Source organism: Hydrogenophaga sp. LT287, from assembly GCF_055702805.1.
On sequence record NZ_JBVPZC010000019.1, the window covers coordinates 1 to 24,175 of the forward strand.

Consider the following 24,175-nt stretch of genomic DNA (forward strand, 5'->3'; position numbering starts at 1 on the left):
CCAGGATCTTGACTCGGGTGCGACGGCGGTTGCTGAACACGTATACCGACCTGGCGAATGGGTTCATTCCCAGGGCTTGCTCCACCAGGATGGCCAGACCGTTGATACCCATGCGAAAGTCGATGGCCGGGCGGTGCAGGTACACCGTCAGCGTGTCGTCGAGCCGGAACATGGCAGGCGCCCCAGAAGTTCAATGACGGGCAGCAACTCGCCCGGGCCTGCCTCGCTGAGGTCGACCTCCACCCCATTGGGCAGTCGAGCGTGAAGCCGAACCTTGAGCGCAGCAGCGACAGGCACAGCACCGGGTGGTGCAAGTCGCAGCGGCACAAATGTATCGCCGCCGCCCATCGCTACAGTCGGCATGTTGGCCCGACCGGCCTTCATGTCCGTGCCCATGCGCTGGGTGATCCAGCGGCGCAGCAAGTTGGCGTTGATGCCGTATTGCAGCGCCATGCGCGCCACGGAAACGCCGGGCTGCATGCAGGACTGAACAAGCTCCGCTTTGGCAACTGGGTCGTATGCACAGCGCCCATCACGCTTTCGTCCGCTGACCAATCTGCTCTTCAACTCTGCACTGATCTCTGTCATAGGTGTCCACCTTGTTGTACGTGGACACGTAGCATCTCCGATCAGCCTTGCCTTTAAAAGACGGGGTTCATAGAGCGCTTACGCTTGTTTTGGGTGGGGCGCTTCACCACCAGGTTGAACAGGCCGCCGGGCGCGCTGGTACCGGCCTGGATGCCACTGGTCCCTTTGAGCAACTCCACGCGCTCCAAGTGGTCCAGCGGCAGCGCGGTTTCGGCGCTGATGGGCAGGCCTTCGCGGCGGTAGTTGTAGGTGTTGTCGATGACGAAGCCGCGCACGCTCGCGTAGTCGTAATAGCCACCAGCGTTGTAGGCGTCTGAAACCGACGCGTCCAGACGGTACAGGTCGCTCAGCCGGCGTGCCCCGGTGTTGATGATCTCGTCCGACGAGATAACGGTGGCGCTCAGCGGCGAATGGGCCAGGGGCTGGTCTGCGAACCCGCTGACGTCGGGCGCAGCGGTGACTGCGTCACTTTGAATGACGACCTCAGCCAGGCTGGCCGTGGGCGCCGGGCTTTGCGCTTATGCTGCAGACGCGCAAGCGAGCAGGCAGGCGAGGGCGGCGTTGCTGGGTTTGAAAGGGCCTGCCGCCGCAGCGGGCAGGCAAAGTGGGGAAGCGTTTCGGTTGGTGGTTGCCATGTGTTGTGTCCGTGGGACGTCAATGGCAGGTCGGCTGCACGCAAAAAGGAACGGTCGCACGGCGGGCGTGCGTTGGTTTTTGCGTGGCTGCTTCCCTGCGCGAGGATTACCTCAATCAGGTTCAAAGGGACTTTCTCAGTCGCAGCCTTGTCAGACCGCAACACCCCTAGCGAATGCACTTTTTCAAGCGCGGTTGGATTGTAGGTGCAAAAACAAAGCCCTCCAGTGGGAGGGCTTTGCGGGTGAGCGCAGGTGGCTCAATGGGTTTTGACGGGATCGGCTCAGTCAAACACCGGTGACTCGACACCCAGCACCTTGTGCAGTTTGGGGCTGGTGGTGGTGTATTGCAAAAACACCTTCTTGTCCGGAAAGATGATGGGCATGGCACCAAAAGCGGCCAGGGCGCATTCGTGAAAGCCGCACAAAATGAGCTTCTTTTTACCTGGGTAGGTGTTGATGTCGCCCACGGCGAAGATGCCGGGAATGCTGGTGGAAAACTTTTCGGTGTCCACGACCAGCTGCTTGCGTTCAATCTCCAGGCCCCAGTCGGCAATGGGGCCGAGCTTGGGCGACAGGCCAAAAAAGACCAGCAGCACGTCGAGCGGTACCACGCGGGTCACGGCGTCAGAGCCGGTGACTTTGACACCGCTGAGGCGGCCGTCTTTTTCTTCATGGCCTGTGATCTGGCCGACGATGAACTGCATCTCCAGTTGGTCACACAGTTCGCGCATCTTGGCCACGTTGGCGGGCGCGGCCTTGAAGCCGTCGCGGCGGTGGATCAGGATCACGCTTTCGGCTTTGTTCGGGCCATCGGCCACGAAGTTGAGCGCCCAGTCAATGGCCGAGTCGCCACCGCCCACGATCACCAGATTTTTGCCGGCGAAGTCGGCCGGGTTCTTGACCCGGTAAAACAGCTGTGAATCGTCGAAACGCTCCAGACCGTCCACCTTGAGCAGTCGCGGCTGAAAGGCGCCCACCCCGGCGGCAATGAACAGCGTCTTGGTGAGGAACCGGGTGCCTTTGGACGTTTCGACGAAGAAGCGCCCGTCAGCTTGTTGCGCCACCGTGGTCACTTCTTGACCCAGGTGGAACGTGGCGCCAAACGGTGCAATCTGCTTGAGCAGGCTGTCCGTGAGTTCCTGGCCGGTACACACCGGGATGGCCGGTATGTCGTAAATCGGCTTGTCTGGGTACAGCTCCACAGGCTGGCCACCGGGGTAGGCCAGCGCGTCGATCACATGCGCCTTGATCTCCAGCAGCCCGAGCTCAAACACCTGAAATAGGCCCACCGGGCCGGCACCCACGATGACGGCATCGGTTTCGATCGGACCATCATGCGCGGCTGCTGTGTCCATCACGGCAGGGGCCAGTTGCGGGTCCATGGTGCTCAGCGGATCAGCTCGGACAGCTTGCCGCTGCGGTCTTTCCAGTCGTCGGCGTCGGGCAGAGGCTCTTTGCGCTTGGTGATGCTTTTCCAGCCTGGCAGCACGGCCAGATCGGCGTTGAGCTGGGTCATGTGCAGCTGGTCTTTGGGCAGGTCTTCTTCGGCATAGATCGCGCTGACCGGGCACTCGGGAATGCAGACGGCGCAGTCGATGCACTCATCGGGGTCGATGGTCAGGAAGTTGGGGCCTTCACGGAAGCAGTCGACGGGGCAGACGTCCACACAATCGGTGTATTTGCAGCGGATGCAGGATTCGGTGACAACGTGGGTCATGGTGTGGTGGGCTGTTCGGTAAAACCCCAGATTTTAGGGTTTTCCAGAGTGTAGGGAGGGGTCAAGCCCCTTGCGTTGACATAAGTTAAGGTTGTTGGGCGCGGGTTCAGTTGACCAGCAGGGCTCCAGAGGTCTTGTGGCTGGCGGTGTCCACCAGCACCAGGGAGCCCAGCGCGCGCGACTGCGCAAATGGCAGGGTGACCAGCGGCTCTTGCAGCGTGAGCTCAATGTGACCGATGGCGTTGGGTTCGAGCTGCGTGGCGTCTTCTTCGGCCAGGGTGTTGATGTCGAGCTTGTGCACGATGCGTTTCACCTTGGCCTTGACCCAACGGTGGCCGTGCAGCGCCCAGTAGACGCGGCCTGCCACCAGGGTTTCTTCGTCCAGCCAGGCCATGGTGGCGCGGATCTCGCGGCTGCCTTCCAGGGCCGCACCGCCGCTGTTGTCCGCCGCCAGAAGCCAGTCGCCGCGCGACACGTCGACCTCGCGGTCCAGCACGATGCCGGCGCTGTGACCAGCCGGCACGGTTTTAGGCTGGCGCGCGTGGTCAAGCACCTGGGCCACAGTGGCGGTTTGGCCGCTGGGCATGACCTTGACCTGCTGACCCGCCTGCACACCGCCCGTGGCCACACGGCCCCAGAACACGCGGCGGCCCTGGCTGGTGTCGGACGAGCTGCTGAACTTTTCAACCCATTGAACGGGAAATGCGAAAGGCAGCGCCGTGTCGGCGGCCGTGACCGGCAGGTGTTCGAGGATGTCCAGCAGCGTCGGGCCTGTGTAGCCGCACCAAGTGACGTCGGCGGCAGCGTCCACCACGTTCCAGCCTTTCAGCGCCGACACCGGCACGGTGGCGGTGACGGCAATGCCGGCTTCGGCGGCAAACGCGGCGAGCGCTGCGCTGATGTGCTGGAACGCGAGCGCGCTGTCGGCCACGGCGTCGAGCTTGTTCACGGCGAACACGATGGACGGCACGCGCAGCAGCTTGAGCAGCAGCGAATGGCGGCGTGTTTGCACCAGCAGCTTGAGTGCGGCGTCTTGCCAGTCGAGCTTGGTGGCGTCCACCAGCACCACCGCCGCGTCGGCGCTGGAGGCGGCTGTCACCATGTTGCGGGTGTACTGCTCGTGGCCCGGCGCGTCGCCGATGATGAACTTGCGGGTCTCGGTGTTGAAGTATCGGTAGGCCACGTCGATGGTGATCCCCTGCTCGCGCTCGGCCGACAGGCCGTCGGTCAACAGCGCCAGGTCGGTCTCACCCTGGCGCTGCACGCCAGCCAAGTGGTCTTGCAGCACGGCTTTGCTGTCCACCAGCAGGCGGCCGATCAGCGTGCTTTTGCCGTCGTCGACCGAGCCGCAGGTGATGAATTTCAGGGCGGGGCGGGTGTCTTGCGCCTGCGTGGGTGCGAGGGCTTCGACAGGCTCAGCCCGAACGGGGGAAGTGGTGTTCATGTCAGTCAATCACAAAATCAAAAAGGTGGCCGGAGGCGATGTCCCAATGCAAGGGCGCCGCGGAACCGGCTTTGCCGGGCCGCCAGCGCCGCCCCCTTGAGGGGGTGACGCGCCCTTAGGCGCGGCGCAGGGGTGAGCTAAAAGTACCCATCTTTCTTCCGCTTCTCCATCGAAGCTTCAGAGGTCTTGTCGTCCATGCGGGTCGCGCCGCGCTCGCTCACGTCAGCCGCCAGCGTCTCGATCACGATGTCGGCGGCGGTGGCGGCCAGGCTTTCCACCGGGCAGGTGCAGGTGATGTCGCCGACGGTGCGAAAACGCACGTCGCGCACCTGCACGGTCTCACCGTCTTTCGGTGGGGTCAATTCGGTCACCGGCACCAGCAAGCCGCGGCGGTCGACCACCTCGCGCGGGTGCGTGTAGTAGATCGAGGGCAGGGCGATGTGCTCGCGCTCGATGTACTGCCACACGTCCAGCTCGGTCCAGTTGCTGATGGGGAACACGCGGAAGTGTTCGCCCGGGGCCAGCCGGGTGTTGAACAGCGTCCACAGCTCGGGGCGCTGGGCCTTGGGTTGCCACTGGCCGAAGCTGTCGCGGTGCGAAAAAATGCGCTCCTTGGCGCGGGCTTTTTCTTCGTCGCGGCGGGCGCCGCCGATCAGGGCATCGAAACGGAACTCTTCGATCGCTTCGAGCAGCGTGACCGACTGGTGCACATTGCGGCTCTCACCCGGGTGGGCCAGGCGCACGGTGCCGCGCTTCATCGAGTCTTCGACGTTGCGCACGATCAGCTCGGCCTGCAACTCGGCGGCACGGCTGTCGCGGAAGTCGGTCACTTCCGAAAAGTTGTGGCCGGTGTCGATCATCAGCAGCGGGTAGGGAATGCGGCCAACGCCAAATGCCTTCTCGGCGCATTTGAGCATCACCAGCGAGTCTTTGCCGCCCGAAAACAGCAAGGCAGGGCGCTCGAAAGCCGCAGCCACCTCGCGCAGGATGAAGATGGTTTCTTCCTCCAGCGCGTCCAGGTGGGCGTTGCTCAGGTGGTGTTCGGTGGTCGGCTGGGCGGACTGGAGCACGGCGTTGTCGGTACGGGCGTTCATGTTGTTTGGCTCAAAAAAATTCAGGCGGCCTGGGGGCGTTGGGACTCGATGGACTGCACATGCAGGCCGCACTCTTTGGCTTTTTCGTCTTCCCACCACCAGCGGCCGGCGCGGAAGTCTTCGCCCACGCTGATGGCGCGGGTGCAGGGGGCGCAGCCAATGCTGGGGTAAAACTGATCGTGCAGGGCGTTGTAGTCCAGCCGGTGCTCGGCGATGAAATGCCACACGTCACCCCAGGTCCATTCCACCAGTGGGCTGATCTTCACGCGGCTACCGAACGCACCGGCTTCTTGCACGATGTCGGCCACCTCGGCGCGGGCGTTGGACTGTTCGCGGCGCAGCCCGGTGATCCAGCCGTCTTTGCCGGCCAAGGCGCGGGCCAGCGGCTCCATTTTGCGGATGTCGCAGCACTGCTTGCGCAGGTCGATGCTTTGGTACATGGCCTCTTCGCCGTGGTGGCGCACAAACTTCACCACCGACTCGTTTTTGGGGCGGTACACCTCCACGCTGCGGGTGTAGCGCTGCTCAATCTGGCCCACCAAAGCCAGGGTCTCGGCGTGCAACTTGCCGGTGTCGAGCACAAAAATGCCGCTTGGGATGCCCGCCAGGTGAATCAGGTGCGTGACCACCATGTCTTCAGCGCCCAGGCTGGAGGCCTGGGTGAGCTTGGGGTATTCGCTGGCGGCGCGTTGCAACAAGGCCAGGCTGTGCGCCACCTTGTCTGCAAAGGCGGGGGACGGTGCGTTGTAAAGGTCGATGGCGCTCATGGGGTGTCCTGCTCAGGCGTGGGCGGCCACGGGTGCCACAAAATGCGGCGCGGTGTTGACCGCGTCGCCTTGGTAGAAAGCCGGGAAGTGGGCCAGCAGCGCCTGGCCATGCGCCAGGTTCTGGTCGGCGCGCAGCACGGCTTGTGTGAAGCCGCTGCGCTGCATTTGCAGCAACTGGTCAATCAACACGTCGCCGGTGGCGCGGATGGCGCCGGTGAAACCGAGCCGACGTCGGAGCAAAAACGCTTGGCTGAAGGCCCGGCCATCGTTGAACTTGGGGAACTGCAGCTCGATGACGGTGATGCCGCTCAGGTCGGCTTCGCGCGGGTCGCTGTCGTTGGTCAGCACCAGGCGTTGTTGCTCGGGCTCGGCGGGCACAAAGTTGTCAGCCTGTGCAAGGTTAAAAAGGGGGGCGGTGCTCATGGTGGGTTCCTGTCTTATGGGCTCAGGCGCGCGCGGTGCTCACGCGCACGGCGTTGGCGGCGGTCTTGAAGGCGTCCAGCCCGGTGCGGCGCAGCGTGTTCACAAAGGTCTCACCGGTGGTGCGCTGGTTGCGGTAGGTGTCCAGCAGGGCTTCAATCACATCGGGCACTTCGCTGGCGGCGAACGATGGGCCAATGACCTTGCCCGGCGTGGCTTCGCCCGACAGGCGCGAGCCGTCCGAGCCGCCCAGCGTGATCTGGTACCACTCCTGGCCGTCTTTGTCGACGCCCAGAATGCCGATGTGGCCGCTGTGGTGGTGGCCGCAGCTGTTGATGCAACCGCTGATGTGCAGGTCAATCTCGCCCAGGTCGTGCAGCTCGTCCAGGTCTTTGTAGCGGTTGAGCAGCGTTTGGGCGATGGGCAGCGAGCGGGCGTTGGCCAGGTCGCAGAAATCACCGCCGGGGCAGGCGATCATGTCGCTCAGCAGGCCAATGTTGGGCTTGGCCAGGCCCAGCCGGCGCGCCTCGCGCCACAGCTCGGGCAGCTGGTCGCAGCGCACCCAAGGCAGCAGCAGGTTTTGTTCGTGCGTCACGCGGGCTTCGCCGCCAGAGAAGCGGTCGGCCAGGTCCGCAGCGCGTTCCAGCTGTTCGGCGGTGGCGTCGCCGGGGGCGGCACCGATGCGTTTGAACGACAGCGTGACGGCACGCAGGTCGGGGTTCTGGTGCGGCTTCACGTTTTGCGTCAGCCAGCGGCTGAATTCCACGTCGTCTTCGGCGGCGGCCTTCAAGATGTGTGCGATCTTGGCGTCGGCACTTTTGCGGTCGCAATGGAGCTGGGGCGCTGCAAAGAATGCGCTCACGCGGTCGAGCTCGGCCTGGGTGATGGTGTGCGGCGCGCCATCCTTGTCCAGAATGTCGCGGTACTCGGCTTCCACCTGGTCGGTGAAGGCCTGGCCTTCGGCCTTCACCAAAATTTTGATGCGGGCTTTGTAGATGTTGTCGCGGCGGCCGAAGCGGTTGTAGGCGCGCACCACGGCTTCGAGGTAGTTGAGGATCTGGTTCCACGGCAAAAACTCGCGGATCACCGCACCAATGATGGGGGTGCGGCCCATGCCGCCACCCACGCGCACCTGAAAGCCCAGCTCCCCGTTCACATTGCGCAAGAGGCGCAAGCCCACGTCGTGCCAGGGAGTGGCGGCGCGGTCTTCGCGGGCGCCGGTGATGGCGATCTTGAACTTGCGCGGCAGAAAGGCGAACTCGGGGTGCAGCGTGCTCCACTGGCGCATGATTTCGGCGAACGGGCGGGGGTCGGCCACCTCGTCCACCGCAATGCCGGCCAGCGCGTCGGTGGTGATGTTGCGGATGCAGTTGCCGCTGGTCTGAATGCCGTGCATGTTCACACTGGCCAGCAGGTCCATCACATCGGCCGAGCGGGCGAGCGGAATCCAGTTGTACTGCACGTTTTGGCGCGTGGTGAAGTGGCCGCAGCGGTCGGGCAAGGTAGGCACATCGGCCAGGGCTGCCTGGGCTTTGGACGTGTCGTGTTCTTCCTTGTGGTCATAGTCCCGGGCAATTTTGGCCAGCACGCGCAGCTGTGGGCTGGAGAGTTCGCCGTAGGGCACAGCCACGCGAAGCATGGGTGCGAAGCGCTGCACGTACCAGCCGTTTTGCAGTCGCAGCGGCTTGAATTCATCCTCGCGCAACGTGCCCGCCTGCCAGCGCTCAAGCTGGTCACGGAACTGGGACGCCCGCAACTGGACAAACTGGCGGTCAAAGTCGGAGTACTGGTACATCGTCGTGGTGTGAAAAAGGTCAGAAAGCGGTCAAAAAGCGATCAGCTTGAAGCCGGCGTAGGCCAGCAAGACGGAGAGTGCCGAGCGCACCAGGCGCTCGGGTGTGTGGCGCATCAGCCGGGTGCCCAGCCAGATGCCCGGCAGCGAGCCGGCCAGTAGCTGGCCCAGCAAAGGCCAGTCCACCGAGCCCAGGCTGGCGTGGCCCATGCCCGCCACCAAGGTGAGGGGCACGGCATAAGCGATGTCGGCCGCCACAATGCGCGGCAGCGGAAGCAAGGGAAACAGCAGCAGCAGCACCGACACGCCAATGGCGCCCGCGCCCACCGACGTGATCGTGACCAAGGTACCAATCACGGCGCCGAAAATGACAGGCAGGCTCCAGTGGCGGGCGCGGCTGGCGGCTTCCAGCTGGTTGTCGGCCAGGGTGCGCGGCAGCTGTTTGCCGCGCGCTGCCTTGTACAGCATGGCGGCCGCGGTGAGCAGCAGGGCCACGCCCAGGGTGCTGGTCATGAGCGACTGCACCGACGCGCTGGCCGGGCCCAGCTGGTGCAACACCGCCAGCGTGATCACGGCGGCTGGCAGGCTGCCCGCGCTGAGTTGGCCCACCACCCGCCAGGGCACCAACCGCTGGCGCGCCAGGCTGACGGTACCGCCGAGCTTGGTGAAGGCGGCAAACAGCAAGTCGGTACCGACCGCCATGTAGGGCTTGACGCCGAAGAAGAAAATCAAAATGGGCGTCATGAGCGAGCCACCGCCCACGCCGGTCAGTCCGACGATGAGTCCCACGGCAAAGCCGGCAAAGAGGATGGCGAATTCAGGCATGGGCGCGACTGTAAATTCACCTCTTTATATTTCAAACTACTTTTTATTTATTCACATATAGCCAGAACGAATAAGGAGGCTGAAGGCCGCGCCCGGTGAGCGGTGCACACCTCGGGGTTTGACAACGCTTTGAGAACGATCACCGCTTGCGTGGCCTGAGGGGCTTAATATCTGCGGCATGCAGAAACAGCGCATTTTTGTGAGCGTGGTCGGGTTTTCCGACACGGAGCGGCACGCGCTCAACACGGTGTTTCGTCTGTCTGAAGACCGCGACCTGTGTTACGCGCCCTGGTCGCCCATGACAGCACCGGGCGCCATTGGCACCGTGGCACCTGCCGAAGTGGCGCTGGTGGACGGGCAGAGCGCCGAGGCTGTTTTGTCGCACGCCAAAGAGCTGCCTGCGGGGCAGCGCTTGATCTGGGTCGGGCCGGGCGCTCCCGAACAGGCTTGGCGCGTGCTGCAGCGCCCTATTCAATGGGCCGACGTGCTCAACGATCTGGACGCCGTTTTTGCCGCGCGGCAAACGGATTCGGGCTTGATTGACCTGGACATCACCGCCCCCGCACCGCTGGAACTCGATCCTTCGCAAGTGCGCATCAAGCGCGCGCTGTTGGTGGGTTCGGACGAACATGAGCGCATGTACCTGCGCTCGCGTCTGGCCCTGGTGGGCGTGGTGGAACTGGACGAGGCCACCACCACCGAAACCGCGGTGGACCTGATGGGCCGCAACGACTACTGCTGCGGTGTGTTCAATCTGGACGACAAGCAGGTGGACGTCTGGTCATTGGCTCGGATGTTTGCACAGCGCTACCCCCAGGCGCTCACGCTGGCCAGCAGCGAAATGGCTGGCCCACTGGCAGACTGGTGGAACCGCCGACGGGTGCGGCGCCACACACGCGAGGCTGGCATTTCGGTGCTGCTGGCGAGGCCTTTACAGCCGCGCGAGCTGTCTCAATGGATGGATCTGCTGTAAAAGGCAGCGCTTAAGCGGTCTGGGGTTGCGGTGCTTGGGGTGTGGGCTGCTTGCGCGCCTGGCGCCACGCAAACCGAGCGGGGTCCAGCGCCTGGACCAGGTCGGGCGCTGCGCCGTCCAAAGACTCGCGCTCGATTTGGGCCGCCAGCAAGTGCGCACACCAATACGACAGCGTGAGCCCGCGCGAGCCCAGTGCGCCCAGCATGAAAAGGCCCGGCCAGCGCGGCGTGTCTTCCAGCGCCACGCGGCCCCTTCGAGGTCCCGCTTGTTCCATGCGGCTATGCAACGCCGCCACATCGGGTACCGCACCTACCAGCGGCAGGCGGTCCAGCGAAGCGCAGCGCACCTGCGCCCAACCCAACAGCGTGCCCTGCGCGGCAGCGACGCGCAGCTGCGCCGCCGCTTCGGGGACCATGGCATGCAGGCTCAGCGCGTTGCGTTCGTGGTCGGCATCACTCAGCGTGGTGCTGGCGTCGCCGCGCAGGTAGGTGGAGCCCATGGCCCAAACTCGGGCCGGCCATTGGGGCGCCAGACCGGCGTCTTCGTAAAGGGGCACAAAAACACCGTTGTCGCGCTGGGGCCGTGGGGCCAGCGCCGGGCCGTGTTGGGCACCCAGGCTCATTTGCCCTTTGACAGGACGCAGCGGCAGGGCGGTGGCACCCAGCTCGGGTGCACTGGCCTGCAGCAGCGCCAGGCTGCCAAAGGCGGCCGCCACCACCGCCACCGGCGCTTCTGCCAGCACATGGCCTTGTGCGTCCAGTGCCTGCCAGCCCGCGCTGCCATGGTTGGGGGCGCAGCAGATGGTGCCTTGGCGAAGGCGGGCCACTGGCGCATTCCACACGGTGGTCAGACCCGCGGTTTGCCGGACCTCGTCCAGCCAGGCTTGCACCAGGGCGCCAGGGCGCACCAGGGCGGCGGGCCAGCGGCCGGGATCGTGCCCCAGGTTGTCCACCTCGCAGGCTTGCCAGCCATGCCCTGGCAGCAGCAGGCGCTCCAGTTCAGTGCGGGTGGCAGCCACGCCCAGCGCAGACAGGCGAGACAGCGGTGTGGGGGCCTTGGTGACGTGGGGGCTCAGCATGCCCACGGGCAAGGCCGACGCGGCCTGTGCCGGGCCGCTCGCGGCGTCGATCAGCGTGGTGTGCCAGCCGCGGCGTGCCAAAGCAACGCACACCGCAGCACCGGCCAGGCCGGCCCCGATCACCAGGGCGTGGTGCTTGGCTGCAGTCAAGGGTGAAACCGCAGGCTTCAGCTCTCTGCGGGGGGAGGCACGTAGCCGGCCGCTGCGTCAGCGCCTTCACCGAAAAAGTGTTTTTCCATCTGGCGGGCCAGGTACTGGCGGGCGCGGGCGTCGGCCAGATTCAGGCGGTTTTCATTCAGCAGCATGGTCTGGTGCTTGAGCCAGGCGGCCCAGGCTTCCTTGCTCACGCCTTCAAAAATGCGCTTGCCTAGCTCGCCGGGGTAGGGCGGAAAGTCCAGGCCTTCGGCTTCTTTGCCCAGCTTGATGCAGTTAACGGTGCGTGCCATGTGGATGTCCTTGGAGTGGTGTTTGAATGAATGGGTGTGTGCATCGGTGCGCTCGTGTGCGTCCACCCGAGTTTCACGTCGCTCGCAAGTTCCGGTGATGGGTTCGTTGGGTGTCCCAGGAACTGCGCTGCGCACATGCGTTGACTTTATCAATCTTTTGTTGCCCTGAAGCTGGCGGGGGTTCACCCGATGCGATCGTCGGTGATGAATAGATGCCAGCGGTGCGTGACTACTGCGTCTTGCCATGTTCCACAGTCCCGCATACGCCGGCCGGCCTTGTCTGGAACTCTTGGGCTTGAGCTCGGTCAATGGCCCTGGCTGGCTGGCCATTGGATAACCGGTGGGCCGAACAACAATGCATAAAAATCTGGGTTTCAAATATGGTGAGACACTTGCCGTCTCGCCGCGCACGGCCCGCGTATTCCTGCAAGGACACTGACTTGATCCCCACCATTCCGACCGTTACCCCGTCTATTTTTGAGCGTTTCCCCCGCCAGTTTCTGGGCTTGGTGGCTGCGGGCAGCGCCGCCATGCTGGCTTTTGGCCTGTACCTGCAGCATGCGGTGGGGCTGGAGCCATGCCCCATGTGCATCGTGCAGCGCTACGCGCTGATTCTGGTGGCTGTGGTGGCGGGCATTGCTGCGGTGTTGCCCCAACGCGGTGCGAGGCACACCGGGTTGTGGCTCATGGCAGGTTTGGCGGTGTTTGGCGCTTTTGTGGCAGCGCGCCAGAGCTGGCTGCAGTGGAACCCGCCTGAGGTGCTGAGTTGCGGCCGCGACTTTTTCGGGATGATCGAGTCGTTCCCGCTCAAGCGCGCCATTCCCATGATCTTCAAAGGCAGTGGCGACTGTTCTGAAATCGACTGGACCTTCTTGGGCCTGTCGATTGCGAACTGGTCGTTCCTGTATTTCACCGCCATTGCGGTGCTGGCCGCCTTGCTGTGGTCTCAGCGCCCTTTGCGCTGAAACCCAGCGCGGGCTGGGTCAGAGGATCGCGCTGCCTGGGCGCTCACCGCGCTCGTAGACCACGTGGGCCCGGCCCACGATGAGGGAGTCCAGCGAGCCGATGTTTTTCGGGTCTTTGTTGGTGTAAGGTAGCTTTTGCAGCAGGTAGCGCATGGCGTTCAGGCGTGCGCGCTTCTTGCAGTCGCTTTTGATCACCGTCCACGGCGAGTCGGCCGTGTCGGTCTCGAAAAACATGGCTTCTTTGGCCTTGGTGTAGTCGTCCCACTTGTCCAGCGAAGCGAGGTCGATGGGGCTGAGCTTCCACTGTTTGAGCGGGTGGGCCTTGCGCTCTTTGAAGCGGCGGCGCTGTTCTTCGCGGCTGACCGAAAACCAGAACTTGATGAGGTGCACGCCGCTGCGCACCAGCTGGCGTTCAAACTGCGGCGCCTGGCGCATGAACTCCTGGTATTCGTCGTCGCTGCAAAAGCCCATGACCCGTTCCACACCCGCGCGGTTGTACCAGCTGCGGTCAAACAGCACGATTTCACCGGCCGTGGGCAGGTGCTGCACATAACGCTGAAAGTACCACTGGCCGCGCTCCACCTCGCTCGGTTTTTCCAGCGCCACCACACGCGCACCGCGGGGGTTCAGGTGCTCCATCATGCGTTTGATGGTGCCGCCCTTGCCGGCCGCGTCGCGTCCCTCAAACAAGATCACCACGCGCTGGCCGGTCTCTTTGGCCCAGGCTTGCAGCTTGAGCAGCTCCACCTGCAACAGGTATTTTTGCGACTCGTAGACTCGGCGCGACAGCAGGTTTTTGTAGGGGTAGGCGCCGCTGCGCCAGTCAGCGGCCAGCGCCTCGTCGGGGTTGACCATGGCCTTGGCTTCGCTGCGTACCACCTGCGTTTCTTGCTTGAGCAGGCGGCGGATGGCCTTGGCGTCGTCGGGCGCTGCGCCCTCCAAAATGGCGCGCAGCGATTCGGCTCTTTCTCGTTGGCTGTTTTCGGTGCGCGACAAAATGTCTTGTACGGCGGCCAACTGGGCAGCTTGGCGCGATGCCATGGCCCGTGAAACGGTGTTTTTCCGGATCTTTTTGGGCTGGCTGCTGCCACTGGTGTCGCCCAGCGCCACACGGCGTGGCTTTTCAGCGGGCAGGTTGGCCGAAGCCACCGGGGCTTTGGGCTTTGACGCCGCAGCGGCCTGGCGCGGGGTAGCCGCCGGTGGTTGGGCGGCGCGCCGCGCACGCGGTTTGGCCGCTGCCTTGGTGGCTGGGGCGGCAGCGTTGGCAACGGGGGCGTTGGGGGTGGCTCGTTCCGTCATGGCTTGTTCATCCTTCTGTCACACAACACACCAGTATCAACAATGGGCGTTGCACCGGTTTGATTTTTATCAAGTCGGCGCTGCAATGCTCCCTGCAGCAGGCCCTGTGGCGTGATGTGGTTTACGACAGCTTCTTCACCAACACCTGGCTCTTGCGGTCCCAGTTGTACTTGCGCTTGCGCGCTTCGGGCAGCCAGTCCGGGTTGACCTGCACAAAACCGCGCTTGATGAACCAGTGCATGGTGCGGGTGGTCAGCACGAAGATGCTTTGCAAGCCTTGTGCCTTCGCGCGGGTTTCGATGCGTTTGAGCAGGCGTTCGCCGTCGCCCTGGCTCTGCGTGTCGGGCGACACCGTGAGTGCCGCCATTTCGCCGGTGCGCGCTTCCGGGTACGGGTAGAGCGCGGCGCAGCCAAAGATCACGCCGTCGTGTTCGATGATGGTGTAGTAGCCCGCGTCGCGCTCGATCTCGGTGCGGTCGCGCTTGACCAGCGTGCCGTCTTTTTCAAACGGCTCGATCAGCGCCACGATGCCGCTCACGTCGTCCATGGTGGCTTCGCGCACGCTTTCCAGCTTCTCGTCCACCACCATGGTGCCAATACCGTCGTGGGTGTAAATCTCCAGCAGCAGCGCACCGTCCACCGCAAACGGCAAGATGTGGCTGCGGTCCACGCCACCTTCGCAGGCCCTGATGCAGTGCTGCAGGTAAAAAGCGGTGTCGGTGGGCTGGGTGGCAGCGGGCAGGGCGGCTAGCATGGTTTTGGCGGCGGCCAGCGGCAGTTCGGTGTCGATCTCGCTGGTCGGGTCGTTGGCGTCGAGCCGGATGCCGGGCACCTCGGTCAAAAACATCAGCTTGTCGGCCTGCAGCGCCATGGCCACCGAGGTGGCCACGTCTTCCATGGTCAGGTTGAAGGCCTCGCCCGTGGGCGAGAAGCCGAAGGGCGACAGCAGCACCAGCGCGCCCATGTCCAGCGTGCGCTGAATGCCTTCGGTGTCGATCTTGCGCACCAGGCCCGAGTGCTGAAAGTCCACGCCGTCCATCAGGCCCACGGGGCGCGCAGTCACGAAGTTGCCTGAAATCACCCGCACCGTGGCGCCCGCCATGGGTGTGTTGGGCAGGCCCTGGCTGAACGCCGCTTCAATTTCATAGCGCAGCTGGCCCGCAGCTTCCTGGGCGCAGTCCAGCGCCACCGAGTCGGTGATGCGCATGCCGTGTGAGTATTTGGGCGTGTGGCCCTTGGCGTGCAGTTGTTCGTTCACTTGCGGCCTGAAGCCGTGCACCAGCACGATTTCCACACCCATGCTCTGGATCAGCGCCAGGTCTTGCGCAATCAGGGGCAGCTTGCCCGCTGCGATGGCTTCACCCGACACGCCCACCACCACCGTGCTGCCGCGCAATTTGTGGATGTAGGGCGCCACCGAGCGAAACCAGGGCACAAAGGTGAAATTGAAGACGTTGGACATGTGGGCGGGCAGATCGGGCAGGCTGTCGGGCAGGGAATGGGGCGGGCGCGGATAATCACCGGTTGCCTGATTTTGACTGAAGTTGTGCCCTTGTCCTCTACGCCTTTGTTTATCGAATTTCCCGAGTCCTTGCCGGTCTCTGCGCGTCGCGTTGAGATTGAGGCGGCCATGCGCGAGCACCAGGTGGTCATCGTCTGCGGGGAAACCGGGTCTGGCAAAACCACGCAGCTGCCCAAGATCGCGCTGCAGATGGGGCGCGGCAAACTCAACGCCAAGCCGGGCCAGCGCCCGCAAATGATTGGCCACACCCAGCCTCGCCGCATTGCCGCCAGCAGCGTGGCCAAGCGCATCGCCGAAGAGCTGAAGACGCCACTGGGCGAGGTGGTGGGTTTCAAGGTGCGGTTTCAAGACCGGCTGAGCAAAGACGCATCCGTCAAGCTCATGACCGACGGCATTTTGCTGGCCGAGACGCAGACCGACCCCGACCTGCGCGCCTACGACACCATCATCATTGACGAGGCGCACGAGCGCTCCCTCAACATCGACTTTTTGCTGGGCTACCTGCGCCAGCTGCTGCCGCGCCGGCCCGACCTGAAGGTGGTGGTGACCTCGGCCACCATCGACGCCGACCGCTTTGCGCAGTACTTCGCGTCCAAACGCGGTCCCGCCCCGGTGATCCAGGTGTCTGGCCGCACCTTCCCGGTGGAAGTGCGTTACCGGCCGTTTGAAGAAAGCCGCGACTACGATTTGAACAACGCCATTGCCGACGGCGTGGACGAGCTTTGGCGCGGGCCGCAGGGTGGCGACATCCTGATATTCTTGCCCGGTGAGCGCGAAATCCGCGAAGCCACGGACCACCTGCGCAAGCACCTCAGCCACATCCCCACGCTGCGCAACGCCGAGGTGCTGCCGCTGTTTGCGCGCCTGTCGCAAGCCGAGCAGGACCGCATTTTTCAGGACCACAGTGGGCGGCGCATCGTGCTGTCCACCAACGTGGCCGAAACCTCGCTCACCGTGCCGGGTATCCGCTACGTGATCGACGCGGGCACCGCGCGCGTGAAGCGCTACAGCTTTCGCCAGAAGGTGGAGCAGCTGATGGTGGAACCCATCAGCCGCGCGGCGGCCAACCAACGCGCCGGGCGTTGCGGCCGCGTCGCCGACGGTATTTGTATCCGGCTCTACGACGAAGCCGGCTTCAACGGACGACCGGCCTTCACCGACCCTGAAATTTTGCGCAGCTCGCTGGCCGGTGTGATTCTGCGCATGAAGGCGCTGCGCCTGGGCGCCGTAGAAGAGTTTGCGTTCATTGAACCGCCACAAAAGCGCGCCATTGTGGACGGCTACCAACTGCTCTCCGAGCTGGGCGCGGTGGACGAGGCCAACGAACTCACAGCCATCGGCCAGACGCTCTCGCGCCTGCCGCTGGACCCGCGCGTGGGCCGCATGATTCTGGAGGCGCAGCAGCGCGGTGCGCTCGACGAGGTGATGGTGATCGCCTCTGCGCTCAGCGTGCAAGACGTGCGCGACCGGCCCATGGACAAACAGGCCCAGGCCGACCAGGCGCACGCCAAGTTCGACGACGAAAAGAGCGAATTCACCGGCACGCTCAAGCTCTGGAAGTGGCTGGACGACAGCAAGGGCGGCCACGGCAAAGACCACAAGCTCAGCCACCGGCAATACGAAAACCTGCTGCGCGAAAACTTCATCAACGTGCGGCGGGTGCGCGAATGGCGCGACATCCACACCCAACTGCACACCGTGGTGGCCGAACACAAGTGGTCCCTCAATACCCAGCCGGCCAGCTACGAGCAGCTGCACCTGGCCATGCTGTCGGGCCTGCTGGGCAACATTGGCCAGAAGAACGAGGCTGAGGACTGGTACCTGGGCGCACGCGGCATCAAGTTTTACCGCCACCCGGGCGCCAACCTGAGCAAGAAGCCCGGGCGCTGGATCGTGTGCGCCGAGCTGGTGGAAACCACGCGCCTGTTTGGGCGTGGCATCGCGTCCATTGAGCCGCAGTGGCTGGAGCAGGTCGGCCCGCACCTGATCAAAAAGCAGCTGCTCGACCCGCATTGGGAGAAGAAGGCCGCACAGGTCACGGCACTGGAGCGCGCCACGCTGTACGGCCTGGTGGTGTACCACAACCGCCGCACCGACTACGGCCGGGTCGACCCGGCGGGCGCGCGCGAGATTTTCATCCGCGAAGCGCTGGTGGCTGGTGAATGGGAGACGCGCCTGCCGTTTCTGGCCGCCAACCAGAAGCTGGTGAAGCAGGTGGCCGAGCTGGAACACAAGTCGCGTCGTCAGGACGTGCTGGTGGACGACGAGCTGATTTTTGCGTTTTACGACGCGCAGATTCCCGCCGAGGTGTGCAGCGGCGCCAGTTTTGAGCGCTGGTACAAAGACGCGCAGCGGCTCAACCCCAAGCTGTTGCTGCTGACCAAAGAAGAGCTGATGCGCCACGAGGCAGCCGGTATCACCACGCAGGCGTTTCCCAAAACGCTGCGCTTGGGTGGGGTGGACTGCGCCTGCACCTACCTGCACGAACCGGGTGATGCGCGCGATGGTCTGAGCGTGGCGGTGCCGATTTTTGCGCTCAACCAGGTGAGCGAAGACCGCTGCGATTGGCTGGTGCCCGGCATGCTGAAAGACAAGCTGCTGGCGCTGCTGAAAACCCTGCACCAGCGCCCGCGCTCGCGCCTGGTGCCCCTGCCGGCCACGGCCGAACGTTTTGCCACCGCGCTCACCGAGCCCGCGGTGTTTGGCGCCGGCAACCTGATGGATGCGCTGCTGAAGCTGGTGCGCGAAGCCACCCAGCTGGACATTGCGCGCAACGACATCAAGGTGGACATGCTCACGCCCCACCACTTCATGCACCTGCGCGTGGTGGACGAACACGGCCGCCAGCTGGGCCAGGGCCGCAGCTTGGCTGCGCTGAAGGCCGAGCTGGGCGGGCAGGCGCGTGGGGCGTTTCAGGCGCTGGCTTCGCTGAAGCTGGAGAGCTTGCGCCCGGCTCCGCCCGAGCCCAAGGCCGCCCCGGCACCCGCCGCTGCCAGCGGCGCCCGCCGTGTGGCCGCAGAGGCGCCCGCCGTGCCCGCCGCCAGTGCGGCTCAGCGCTACACCAGCTGGAGTTTTGGTGAATTGCCCGAGCTCATGGAGATCCGCAAAGGCGGGCAGACGCTGATCGGATTCCCGGCGCTCATGGACCTGGGCGACGCCGTGGCGATTGAGGTGTTTGACGAGCCTGAAGTGGCGATGGCGCGGCACCGGGAAGGCCTGCGCCGCCTGTTTGCGCTGCAGATCAAGGACGCGCTGAAATACCTGGAAAAGAACCTGCCCGGCCTGATGACCATGGCCACGGCCTACATGCAGGTGGGAAAAACCGAGAGCGGATCGGGCGGCGGCACGCTGGAAGAGCTGCGCAGCCAGATCATTGAACTCGCGTTGGACCGCGCCTTTTTGGCCGAACCGCTGCCCACCGACGAAGCGGCTTTCAAGAAACGGGTGGACGAGGGCCGCGGCCGGCTCACGCTGATTTCAACCGAGATTGCGCGCAACGCCGGGCTGATCTTGACCGAATACGCCGCCGCCGCGCGCAAGCTCAAAGACAGCCGCCCGCCCGCCGACGTGGCCACCGATGTGGCCCAGCAGCTGCAGCGCCTGGTGCCCAAGCGCTTTTTGCTGACCACGCCCTATGCGCAATTGCAGCACTTTCCCCGTTATCTGAAAGCGGTGCAGCTGCGGCTGGACAAGCTGCGCGCCGACCCGGCGCGCGACGCCGCCAAGCTGACTGAGTTGCGCCCGCAAGACCAACGCTTCTGGCGCTTGGTGGCCGAGCGCAAAGGCGTGCAAGACGCGCGCCTGCAAGAACTGCGCTGGCTGCTGGAGGAGCTGCGGGTGAGCTTTTTTGCACAAGAGCTGCGCACGCCCCAGCCGGTGAGCGTGAAGCGGCTGGACAAGGCCTGGTCTCAGCTCAACAGCTAGACCCGCAGCTTGTCCGCACCACGAAGCGGCGCGGGCCGCCTCAGGGTGCTCGGTACGCTCAGTCGGCCGCCAGCGCGACGCGGCCCTGGGTCACCTTCAGGTCGGTGTTGGCCTGCAGCCGTGCCAGCACGGCTTCTGCGTCTTCCCGGGTGGCCAGCTGGTTGATGCGCACTTCATGGCGACCATTTTTGGCCACCATCTCGGCGGGGTAACCAGCGGTTTGCAGGCGCACGCGCAAAGCGGCAGCCTCTGCCACGCTGGACGACAAGCCTGCCACCGTGCGCCAGCGCCCACCCTGCAGCAAGATGCCGCTGCCCGGTTGCATTTCGGCCTGGCCAATGAACTTCGCCAGCTGATCGGGCGTGGCCTGGCCGGCGGGCTTTTCGGGCTGACCGGTGAAGACCACCCAGAAAGCACCGGGCTTGTCCAGGGTGATGTCGGGTTTCGCCTCGCGCTCCACGGCCACGCTGCCGTCAAACACACACACGGCATCGTGTTCGGCGTCGGTCATGCTCCAGAAGTCGGTGCCGCGAATGCCCACGGTAGCGGTGGCCAGTTGCAGGTTCAGCTCGCGCTTGTGGCCCAGCGCCTTGCTGGTGTAGTCGGTTGCGTATCGAAACACGCCGGTGATCAAGCGCAAGCTGGACTTGATTTCAGACGGACCGGCGGTGCCCTGTTGCTTGGCCACCATGGTTTCAATGTGAAACTGGGTTTGCTCGCCCAGCTTGATCACCGAGCGGTCGGGCAGGCGCAGCAGCATGCGTGCGCCGTCTGCGGTCACGGCCTTGTCGTTGTCCCGCAGCAGCTGGCCTGGCTGGGCCGGGCGGCGCTGGCCCTGGCGCTCCACCCAGGCGGGCAGTTGCACCGCTTCCACCACCGTGTTGGCAGCCGCTGCATGGCTGGGTTGACCCAGACCCCAGGCGATGGCGGCCAGGATCAGTGTCGACGCGCCGCGGGCGATCCAGCTTTTTCGAAGCCCATTCGTGCTCTGGACAGTGGGGCGAACGGTGACAGAAGCGCGGTTGTTTGGGTTGATGAACATGCGGTACCTCAATAAAAACGGAGTGACAGGCGGTTTATCGGCAGCCTGTGGCCACATTGAAGGTACGCACCGAGACAATCGTTGGATTCAGCGGTTGACGGCAAATGGCGTGAATCCTCCGCTTTCATCGCGTTTGTAGTGAAGTAAGTCACCAATCTGCTCACTTGGCGGCTGGAAAGGGTGTTGTGGGCAGGGGTTACCCCGCCGTGCCGCTGTCCTATTTTTGAGTTGGGTTGACAGCACGCCAGTGCTTGCGTTTCACTGTGGAGGCCATTGGGTTTGGCCGCTGTCGATCAATGAGGAGCAACGCATGGACCGTCGTGACTTTGTGGAGAGTTGTGCTTTGGGCGCTGGCGCGCTGGCGGCCACCCTGGCAGGGCAGGCCTGGGCGGCGGACGCCAAGCCTCGCGCGTATGGCCGGGTGTTGCTCACCGATGAGATGGGCCAGCCCATCAAGGCCTCGCGCCTGCGGGCGCAGACCAACTATGTTTTCCATTACCCGTTTGAAGCCACGCCGGTGTTTTTGCTCGACCTGGGCAAGCCGGCGCTGGCCACCAGCCTGCGCACGCGGGAGCAGCAGGCTTACCAGTGGCCTGGTGGGGTGGGCCCGGCGCGCAGCCTGGTGGCGTTTTCGGCCATTTGCGCGCACAAGCTGGTGTATCCCACCAAAGACCTGAGTTTCATCAGCTTTCGCAAAGGTGCTGCGGTCAACCCCCAGACACCCAGCAAAGGCAGTGACTTGATTCATTGCTGCGCCGACCACAGCCAGTACGACCCGGCGCGTGGTGCGCAGGTGCTGGGTGGCCCGGCAGAACAGCCGCTCTGTGCGGTGCTGCTGGAACACGACCCCAAGGCCGACACCCTCACAGCCACGGGCACCTTGGGTGGTGAGCTGTTTGACGACTTTTTCAAAAAGTACGAAATGAAACTGAGCCTGGAAGCGGGCCCACGCGCCAAACAAGCGGTGGTGGGCCGCAGCATGGTGCGTGAGCTGGACAGTTTTTGCCGCAACGCCGTGCGCTGCTGAGCTGCGGGTTCAGTGGCTCACAAGCGGGCGAGCCGCTTGAGCGCCTCGCGCAGCGTGTCGTCCTGCTTGGCGAAGCAAAAGCGCACCACTTTTTGATCAAAACCGTTGCCGTAAAACGCCGACAGCGGAATGGCCGCCACACCCATTTCACGCGTAAGCCACTGGCAAAACTCGGCCTCGGGCAGGTCGCGCTCGGGCACCGCCAGGCCAGAGATGTCCACGCACTGGAAATAGGTGCCGGCGCCCGGTAGCAACTTGAAGCGGGTGCTGGCCAGCCCGCTGCGAAACAGGTCGCGTTTGCGCTGGTAGAAAGCCGGCAGGTTCAAATACGGCGCCGGGTCGGCCATGTAGGCGGCCAGCGCGTGTTGCATGGGCGTGTTCACGGTAAACACATTGAACTGGTGCACCTTGCGAAACTCGGTGGTGAGTGTGGCCGGCGCCACCACGGTGCCCACCTTCCAGCCGGTCACATGGTAGGTTTTGCCAAAGCTGCTGATGATGAATGCGCGCGCAGCCAGGCCGGGGAATCGCGCCGCGCTTTGGTGCTGCTGGCCGTCGAACACCATGTGCTCGTACACCTCGTCGCTGATCAGCAAAATGTCGGTGGGCGCCAGCAGGTCTTGCAGCTGGAGCATGTCGGCCTCGCTCCACACCTGGCCGCTGGGGTTGTGCGGGCTGTTGATGAGGATGGCGCGGGTGCGCGGCGTGATGGCCGCGCTGATACGTTCAAAGTCGGGCCGGAAGCTGCCGGGTGTGAGCGGCACACGCACCACCACGCCGCCGGCCAGCTCGATGTTGGGCACATAGCTGTCGTAGCAAGGCTCCAGCACGATCACCTCGTCGCCCGGGTGCACCACCGCCAAGATGGTGGTGAGGATGGCCTGGGTGGCACCTGCGGTCACGGTGATTTCCGTGTTCGGGTCACAGGCCAAGCCGTAAAGCGCCTGCATTTTGGCGGCCATGGCCTGGCGCAGGGCGGGCACGCCGGGCATGGGCGGATACTGGTTATGGCCGGCCTGCATGGCCTGCGTCACAGCATTCACCAGCGCCGGGTCGCAGTCAAAGTCAGGGAAACCCTGCCCCAGGTTGACCGCACCGGTTTCGGCCGCCAGCGCCGACATGACGGTGAAGATGGTGGTGCCTACTTTGGGCAGCCGCGAGGTGAGGGCGGGGGTGTGGGGCAATGGAGATGGCATATCAATGTCCGGAGATCAAGGTAGCCCCAGCCAGAACACCGCCGAACGGGCTTCGCCAGGCCGCAGGTGTTGCCCCCTGGGGGGTGAAGGCCGTCAGGCCGGCGCGGGGGGAGTCACAGTTCATAGTCATCGGGTGTGCCGCTCATGGCGCGCAAGATCGAATCACGCGTCAGGCGGTTGCTCAACAACTCGGCAAAGCGCAGCACGAAATGGCGCAAATAGGTGCCGCGCTTGAAGGCCACGCGCGCCAGGTTGTGGCCAAACAACTGCGCGGCGGGGCGCGCCACCAGGTCGGGCGTCTGGTTGTCGCCGCTCATGGCCATTTCGGCCACGATGCCCACGCCCATGCCGAGCTTCACATAGGTCTTGATCACGTCCGAGTCGATGGCTTCCAGCACCACGTTGGGCTGCAGGTGGCGCAAGGCAAAGGCCTGGTCAATGCGGGTGCGGCCGGTGAAGCTGGGGTGGTAGGTGATGAGCGGCACCTGGGCCAGGTCTTCCAGCGTGATGCGCTCACGCGCCAGCAGCGGGTGGTCAAACGGGAACACCAGCACGTGTTGCCATTCGTAGCAGGGCAGGGTTACGAGTTCGGGGTAGTTCACCAGCGACTCGGTGGCCACGCCGATTTCTGCCACTTCTTCCATCAGCATTTTGGCCACCTGGTCGGGCGAGCCCTGGTGCAGGCTGATACCGACCTTGGGGTAAGCCTGGCGCAGCGCGGCCACTGGTCCGGGCAGCACATAGCGGGCCTGCGTGTGGGTGGTGGCAATCGACAGCGTGCCACTGTCTTGGGCCGAATACTGCTCGCCAATGCGCTTGAGGTTGTTCACCTCGCGCAAGATGATTTCAATGCTTTTGAGCACCTGCGCGCCAGGCTCGGTGACGCGTTTGATGCGCTTGCCGTGGCGGGCAAAGATCTCGATGCCCAGTTCGTCTTCCAGCTCGATGATGGCCTTGGACACCCCGGGCTGCGAGGTGTGCAGGGCTTTGGCCGCTTCGGTCAGGTTCAGGTTGCGGCGCACCGCTTCCTGCACAAAACGGAACTGGTGCAGGTTCATGTGGCCTCTTCAAGGGCTATGGTGGCCAGCAGCGCAGTCAGGCGCGGGTCTTCGCCGGCGGCAGGCAGTTGTTCAAACCGCACGCCGGGGTGGGCCTGGGCCAACTCGGCCATGAGCACTGGCAGGTCTTCGCGGGCGTGCTTGCCCATGCCAAAAAACAGCGGCAGCACGCGCACACGGCTCACGCCTTGCGCCACCATCTGGCGCGCAGCGGTGGCCATGTCGGGCTCGCACAGTTCCAGGTAGGCGCACGACACCCGGGCAGCGGGGTCGCTGCGCTCAATTTGCTGCGCCACCGACTCCACCGGCAAGCGCCACAGCGGGTCGCGCGAACCATGGGCAAAAACAATCACACCAAGCATG

Annotated in this window: 23 protein-coding genes and 1 riboswitch; of the genes, 4 read left to right on the top strand and 19 right to left on the bottom strand. The window is 64.3% G+C overall.

The genetic code is table 11. From position 1 onward, the window contains the following. From tnpB to AC0GNR_RS13725, 11 genes are all read right to left on the bottom strand, one after another. Positions 1 to 172: IS66 family insertion sequence element accessory protein TnpB (gene tnpB, locus AC0GNR_RS13675; RefSeq protein ID WP_472900637.1), on the bottom strand; the 172-nt coding region annotated here is incomplete at its 3' end. Further along, entirely contained in the window at positions 148 to 588 is a 441-nt protein-coding gene (locus AC0GNR_RS13680) for a transposase (protein WP_472900627.1), read from the bottom strand. The genes tnpB and AC0GNR_RS13680, both read right to left, overlap by 25 nt. Before the next feature lie 53 nt (positions 589 to 641). Further along, on the bottom strand, positions 642 to 1,079 hold the full coding sequence (locus tag AC0GNR_RS13685; RefSeq protein WP_472901539.1) for a TonB-dependent receptor plug domain-containing protein: 438 nt from the start codon (positions 1,077 to 1,079) through the stop codon (positions 642 to 644). 219 nt (positions 1,080 to 1,298) lie between these two features. Then, positions 1,299 to 1,401, bottom strand: a riboswitch (TPP riboswitch). Between the two features lie 103 nt (positions 1,402 to 1,504). Further along, positions 1,505 to 2,605 carry an NAD(P)/FAD-dependent oxidoreductase gene (locus AC0GNR_RS13690; protein WP_472901486.1) on the bottom strand — a complete coding sequence of 367 codons (1,101 nt, stop codon included), beginning with the start codon at positions 2,603 to 2,605 and terminating at the stop codon, positions 1,505 to 1,507. Positions 2,606 to 2,610: 5 nt separating this feature from the next. Then, positions 2,611 to 2,940: a ferredoxin FdxA gene (fdxA, locus tag AC0GNR_RS13695; protein ID WP_472901487.1), complete on the bottom strand. Its 330-nt coding sequence runs from the start codon at positions 2,938 to 2,940 to the stop codon at positions 2,611 to 2,613. A 106-nt stretch (positions 2,941 to 3,046) separates the two neighbouring features. Continuing rightward, positions 3,047 to 4,384 (bottom strand): sulfate adenylyltransferase subunit 1, encoded by a 1,338-nt coding sequence (locus AC0GNR_RS13700; protein ID WP_472901488.1) that lies wholly within the window; start codon positions 4,382 to 4,384, stop codon positions 3,047 to 3,049. Between the two features lie 137 nt (positions 4,385 to 4,521). Continuing rightward, positions 4,522 to 5,478 carry a sulfate adenylyltransferase subunit CysD gene (gene cysD / locus AC0GNR_RS13705; protein ID WP_472901489.1) on the bottom strand — a complete coding sequence of 319 codons (957 nt, stop codon included), beginning with the start codon at positions 5,476 to 5,478 and terminating at the stop codon, positions 4,522 to 4,524. Positions 5,479 to 5,498: 20 nt separating this feature from the next. Next, positions 5,499 to 6,245: a phosphoadenylyl-sulfate reductase gene (locus tag AC0GNR_RS13710; protein ID WP_472901490.1), complete on the bottom strand. Its 747-nt coding sequence runs from the start codon at positions 6,243 to 6,245 to the stop codon at positions 5,499 to 5,501. A gap of 12 nt (positions 6,246 to 6,257) precedes the next feature. Beyond that, on the bottom strand, positions 6,258 to 6,668 hold the full coding sequence (locus tag AC0GNR_RS13715) for a DUF934 domain-containing protein (protein ID WP_472901491.1): 411 nt from the start codon (positions 6,666 to 6,668) through the stop codon (positions 6,258 to 6,260). Between the two features lie 22 nt (positions 6,669 to 6,690). Beyond that, positions 6,691 to 8,460 (bottom strand): nitrite/sulfite reductase, encoded by a 1,770-nt coding sequence (locus AC0GNR_RS13720; protein WP_472901492.1) that lies wholly within the window; start codon positions 8,458 to 8,460, stop codon positions 6,691 to 6,693. A gap of 30 nt (positions 8,461 to 8,490) precedes the next feature. Beyond that, positions 8,491 to 9,282 (bottom strand): sulfite exporter TauE/SafE family protein, encoded by a 792-nt coding sequence (locus AC0GNR_RS13725; protein ID WP_472901493.1) that lies wholly within the window; start codon positions 9,280 to 9,282, stop codon positions 8,491 to 8,493. Positions 9,283 to 9,460: 178 nt separating this feature from the next. On the opposite strand from AC0GNR_RS13725, the gene AC0GNR_RS13730 reads away from it, so the two are divergent. Further along, positions 9,461 to 10,255, top strand: a complete 795-nt coding sequence (locus AC0GNR_RS13730; RefSeq protein ID WP_472901494.1) for a hypothetical protein — start codon at positions 9,461 to 9,463, stop codon at positions 10,253 to 10,255. 10 nt (positions 10,256 to 10,265) lie between these two features. Here the strand turns inward: AC0GNR_RS13730 and AC0GNR_RS13735 are convergent, their stop codons facing one another. Next, a complete protein-coding gene (locus tag AC0GNR_RS13735; RefSeq protein ID WP_472901495.1) occupies positions 10,266 to 11,483 on the bottom strand; it encodes an FAD-dependent oxidoreductase in 1,218 nt (405 codons plus the stop codon). Positions 11,484 to 11,500: 17 nt separating this feature from the next. Next, complete coding sequence (locus AC0GNR_RS13740) at positions 11,501 to 11,779, bottom strand: oxidative damage protection protein (protein WP_472901496.1); 279 nt, start codon at positions 11,777 to 11,779, stop codon at positions 11,501 to 11,503. 443 nt (positions 11,780 to 12,222) lie between these two features. On the opposite strand from AC0GNR_RS13740, the gene AC0GNR_RS13745 reads away from it, so the two are divergent. Continuing rightward, positions 12,223 to 12,744, top strand: a complete 522-nt coding sequence (locus AC0GNR_RS13745; RefSeq protein ID WP_472901540.1) for a disulfide bond formation protein B — start codon at positions 12,223 to 12,225, stop codon at positions 12,742 to 12,744. An 18-nt stretch (positions 12,745 to 12,762) separates the two neighbouring features. Here AC0GNR_RS13745 and ppk2 read toward each other — a convergent pair whose 3' ends face one another. Together ppk2 and argA are read right to left on the bottom strand one after the other, a co-directional pair. Then, positions 12,763 to 14,043 (bottom strand): polyphosphate kinase 2, encoded by a 1,281-nt coding sequence (gene ppk2, locus AC0GNR_RS13750; protein WP_472901497.1) that lies wholly within the window; start codon positions 14,041 to 14,043, stop codon positions 12,763 to 12,765. A 121-nt stretch (positions 14,044 to 14,164) separates the two neighbouring features. Then, complete coding sequence (gene argA / locus AC0GNR_RS13755) at positions 14,165 to 15,505, bottom strand: amino-acid N-acetyltransferase (RefSeq protein WP_472901498.1); 1,341 nt, start codon at positions 15,503 to 15,505, stop codon at positions 14,165 to 14,167. Between the two features lie 36 nt (positions 15,506 to 15,541). Here argA and hrpA point away from each other — a divergent pair, with 36 nt between their 5' ends. Next, complete coding sequence (gene hrpA, locus AC0GNR_RS13760; protein ID WP_472901541.1) at positions 15,542 to 19,489, top strand: ATP-dependent RNA helicase HrpA; 3,948 nt, start codon at positions 15,542 to 15,544, stop codon at positions 19,487 to 19,489. Between the two features lie 58 nt (positions 19,490 to 19,547). On the opposite strand, the gene AC0GNR_RS13765 is transcribed toward hrpA, so the two are convergent. After that, on the bottom strand, positions 19,548 to 20,531 hold the full coding sequence (locus AC0GNR_RS13765; protein ID WP_472901499.1) for a FecR domain-containing protein: 984 nt from the start codon (positions 20,529 to 20,531) through the stop codon (positions 19,548 to 19,550). A gap of 310 nt (positions 20,532 to 20,841) precedes the next feature. Here AC0GNR_RS13765 and AC0GNR_RS13770 point away from each other — a divergent pair, with 310 nt between their 5' ends. Continuing rightward, the gene (locus tag AC0GNR_RS13770) at positions 20,842 to 21,558 is read left to right on the top strand and encodes a twin-arginine translocation signal domain-containing protein (RefSeq protein WP_472901500.1); all 717 of its coding nucleotides are present in this window, start codon (positions 20,842 to 20,844) and stop codon (positions 21,556 to 21,558) included. Between the two features lie 17 nt (positions 21,559 to 21,575). Here the strand turns inward: AC0GNR_RS13770 and AC0GNR_RS13775 are convergent, their stop codons facing one another. The 3 genes from AC0GNR_RS13775 to AC0GNR_RS13785 all read right to left on the bottom strand — a co-directional run bounded on the left by AC0GNR_RS13775 (position 21,576) and on the right by AC0GNR_RS13785 (position 24,174). Continuing rightward, the gene (locus tag AC0GNR_RS13775; protein ID WP_472901501.1) at positions 21,576 to 22,754 is read right to left on the bottom strand and encodes a pyridoxal phosphate-dependent aminotransferase; all 1,179 of its coding nucleotides are present in this window, start codon (positions 22,752 to 22,754) and stop codon (positions 21,576 to 21,578) included. 113 nt (positions 22,755 to 22,867) lie between these two features. Continuing rightward, positions 22,868 to 23,812 (bottom strand): CysB family HTH-type transcriptional regulator, encoded by a 945-nt coding sequence (locus tag AC0GNR_RS13780; protein WP_472901502.1) that lies wholly within the window; start codon positions 23,810 to 23,812, stop codon positions 22,868 to 22,870. Beyond that, a complete protein-coding gene (locus tag AC0GNR_RS13785) occupies positions 23,809 to 24,174 on the bottom strand; it encodes a sirohydrochlorin chelatase (protein WP_472901503.1) in 366 nt (121 codons plus the stop codon). Before AC0GNR_RS13785 ends, AC0GNR_RS13780 begins: the two co-directional genes overlap by 4 nt. Position 24,175 lies beyond the last annotated feature (1 nt).

Excerpts from the sequence above, each read along its gene's own strand:
- AC0GNR_RS13680 (WP_472900627.1), bottom strand. The coding sequence starts at position 588 with ATGACAGAGATCAGTGCAGAGTTGAAGAGCAGATTGGTCAGCGGACGA.
- AC0GNR_RS13690 (WP_472901486.1), bottom strand. The coding sequence starts at position 2,605 with ATGGACCCGCAACTGGCCCCTGCCGTGATGGACACAGCAGCCGCGCAT.
- fdxA (WP_472901487.1), bottom strand. The coding sequence starts at position 2,940 with ATGACCCACGTTGTCACCGAATCCTGCATCCGCTGCAAATACACCGAT.
- AC0GNR_RS13700 (WP_472901488.1), bottom strand. The coding sequence starts at position 4,384 with ATGAACACCACTTCCCCCGTTCGGGCTGAGCCTGTCGAAGCCCTCGCA.
- cysD (WP_472901489.1), bottom strand. The coding sequence starts at position 5,478 with ATGAACGCCCGTACCGACAACGCCGTGCTCCAGTCCGCCCAGCCGACC.
- AC0GNR_RS13710 (WP_472901490.1), bottom strand. The coding sequence starts at position 6,245 with ATGAGCGCCATCGACCTTTACAACGCACCGTCCCCCGCCTTTGCAGAC.
- AC0GNR_RS13715 (WP_472901491.1), bottom strand. The coding sequence starts at position 6,668 with ATGAGCACCGCCCCCCTTTTTAACCTTGCACAGGCTGACAACTTTGTG.
- AC0GNR_RS13720 (WP_472901492.1), bottom strand. The coding sequence starts at position 8,460 with ATGTACCAGTACTCCGACTTTGACCGCCAGTTTGTCCAGTTGCGGGCG.
- AC0GNR_RS13725 (WP_472901493.1), bottom strand. The coding sequence starts at position 9,282 with ATGCCTGAATTCGCCATCCTCTTTGCCGGCTTTGCCGTGGGACTCATC.
- AC0GNR_RS13730 (WP_472901494.1), top strand. The coding sequence starts at position 9,461 with ATGCAGAAACAGCGCATTTTTGTGAGCGTGGTCGGGTTTTCCGACACG.
- AC0GNR_RS13740 (WP_472901496.1), bottom strand. The coding sequence starts at position 11,779 with ATGGCACGCACCGTTAACTGCATCAAGCTGGGCAAAGAAGCCGAAGGC.
- ppk2 (WP_472901497.1), bottom strand. The coding sequence starts at position 14,043 with ATGACGGAACGAGCCACCCCCAACGCCCCCGTTGCCAACGCTGCCGCC.
- argA (WP_472901498.1), bottom strand. The coding sequence starts at position 15,505 with ATGTCCAACGTCTTCAATTTCACCTTTGTGCCCTGGTTTCGCTCGGTG.
- hrpA (WP_472901541.1), top strand. The coding sequence starts at position 15,542 with ATGGGGCGGGCGCGGATAATCACCGGTTGCCTGATTTTGACTGAAGTT.
- AC0GNR_RS13765 (WP_472901499.1), bottom strand. The coding sequence starts at position 20,531 with ATGTTCATCAACCCAAACAACCGCGCTTCTGTCACCGTTCGCCCCACT.
- AC0GNR_RS13770 (WP_472901500.1), top strand. The coding sequence starts at position 20,842 with ATGGACCGTCGTGACTTTGTGGAGAGTTGTGCTTTGGGCGCTGGCGCG.
- AC0GNR_RS13775 (WP_472901501.1), bottom strand. The coding sequence starts at position 22,754 with ATGCCATCTCCATTGCCCCACACCCCCGCCCTCACCTCGCGGCTGCCC.
- AC0GNR_RS13780 (WP_472901502.1), bottom strand. The coding sequence starts at position 23,812 with ATGAACCTGCACCAGTTCCGTTTTGTGCAGGAAGCGGTGCGCCGCAAC.
- AC0GNR_RS13785 (WP_472901503.1), bottom strand. The coding sequence starts at position 24,174 with ATGCTTGGTGTGATTGTTTTTGCCCATGGTTCGCGCGACCCGCTGTGG.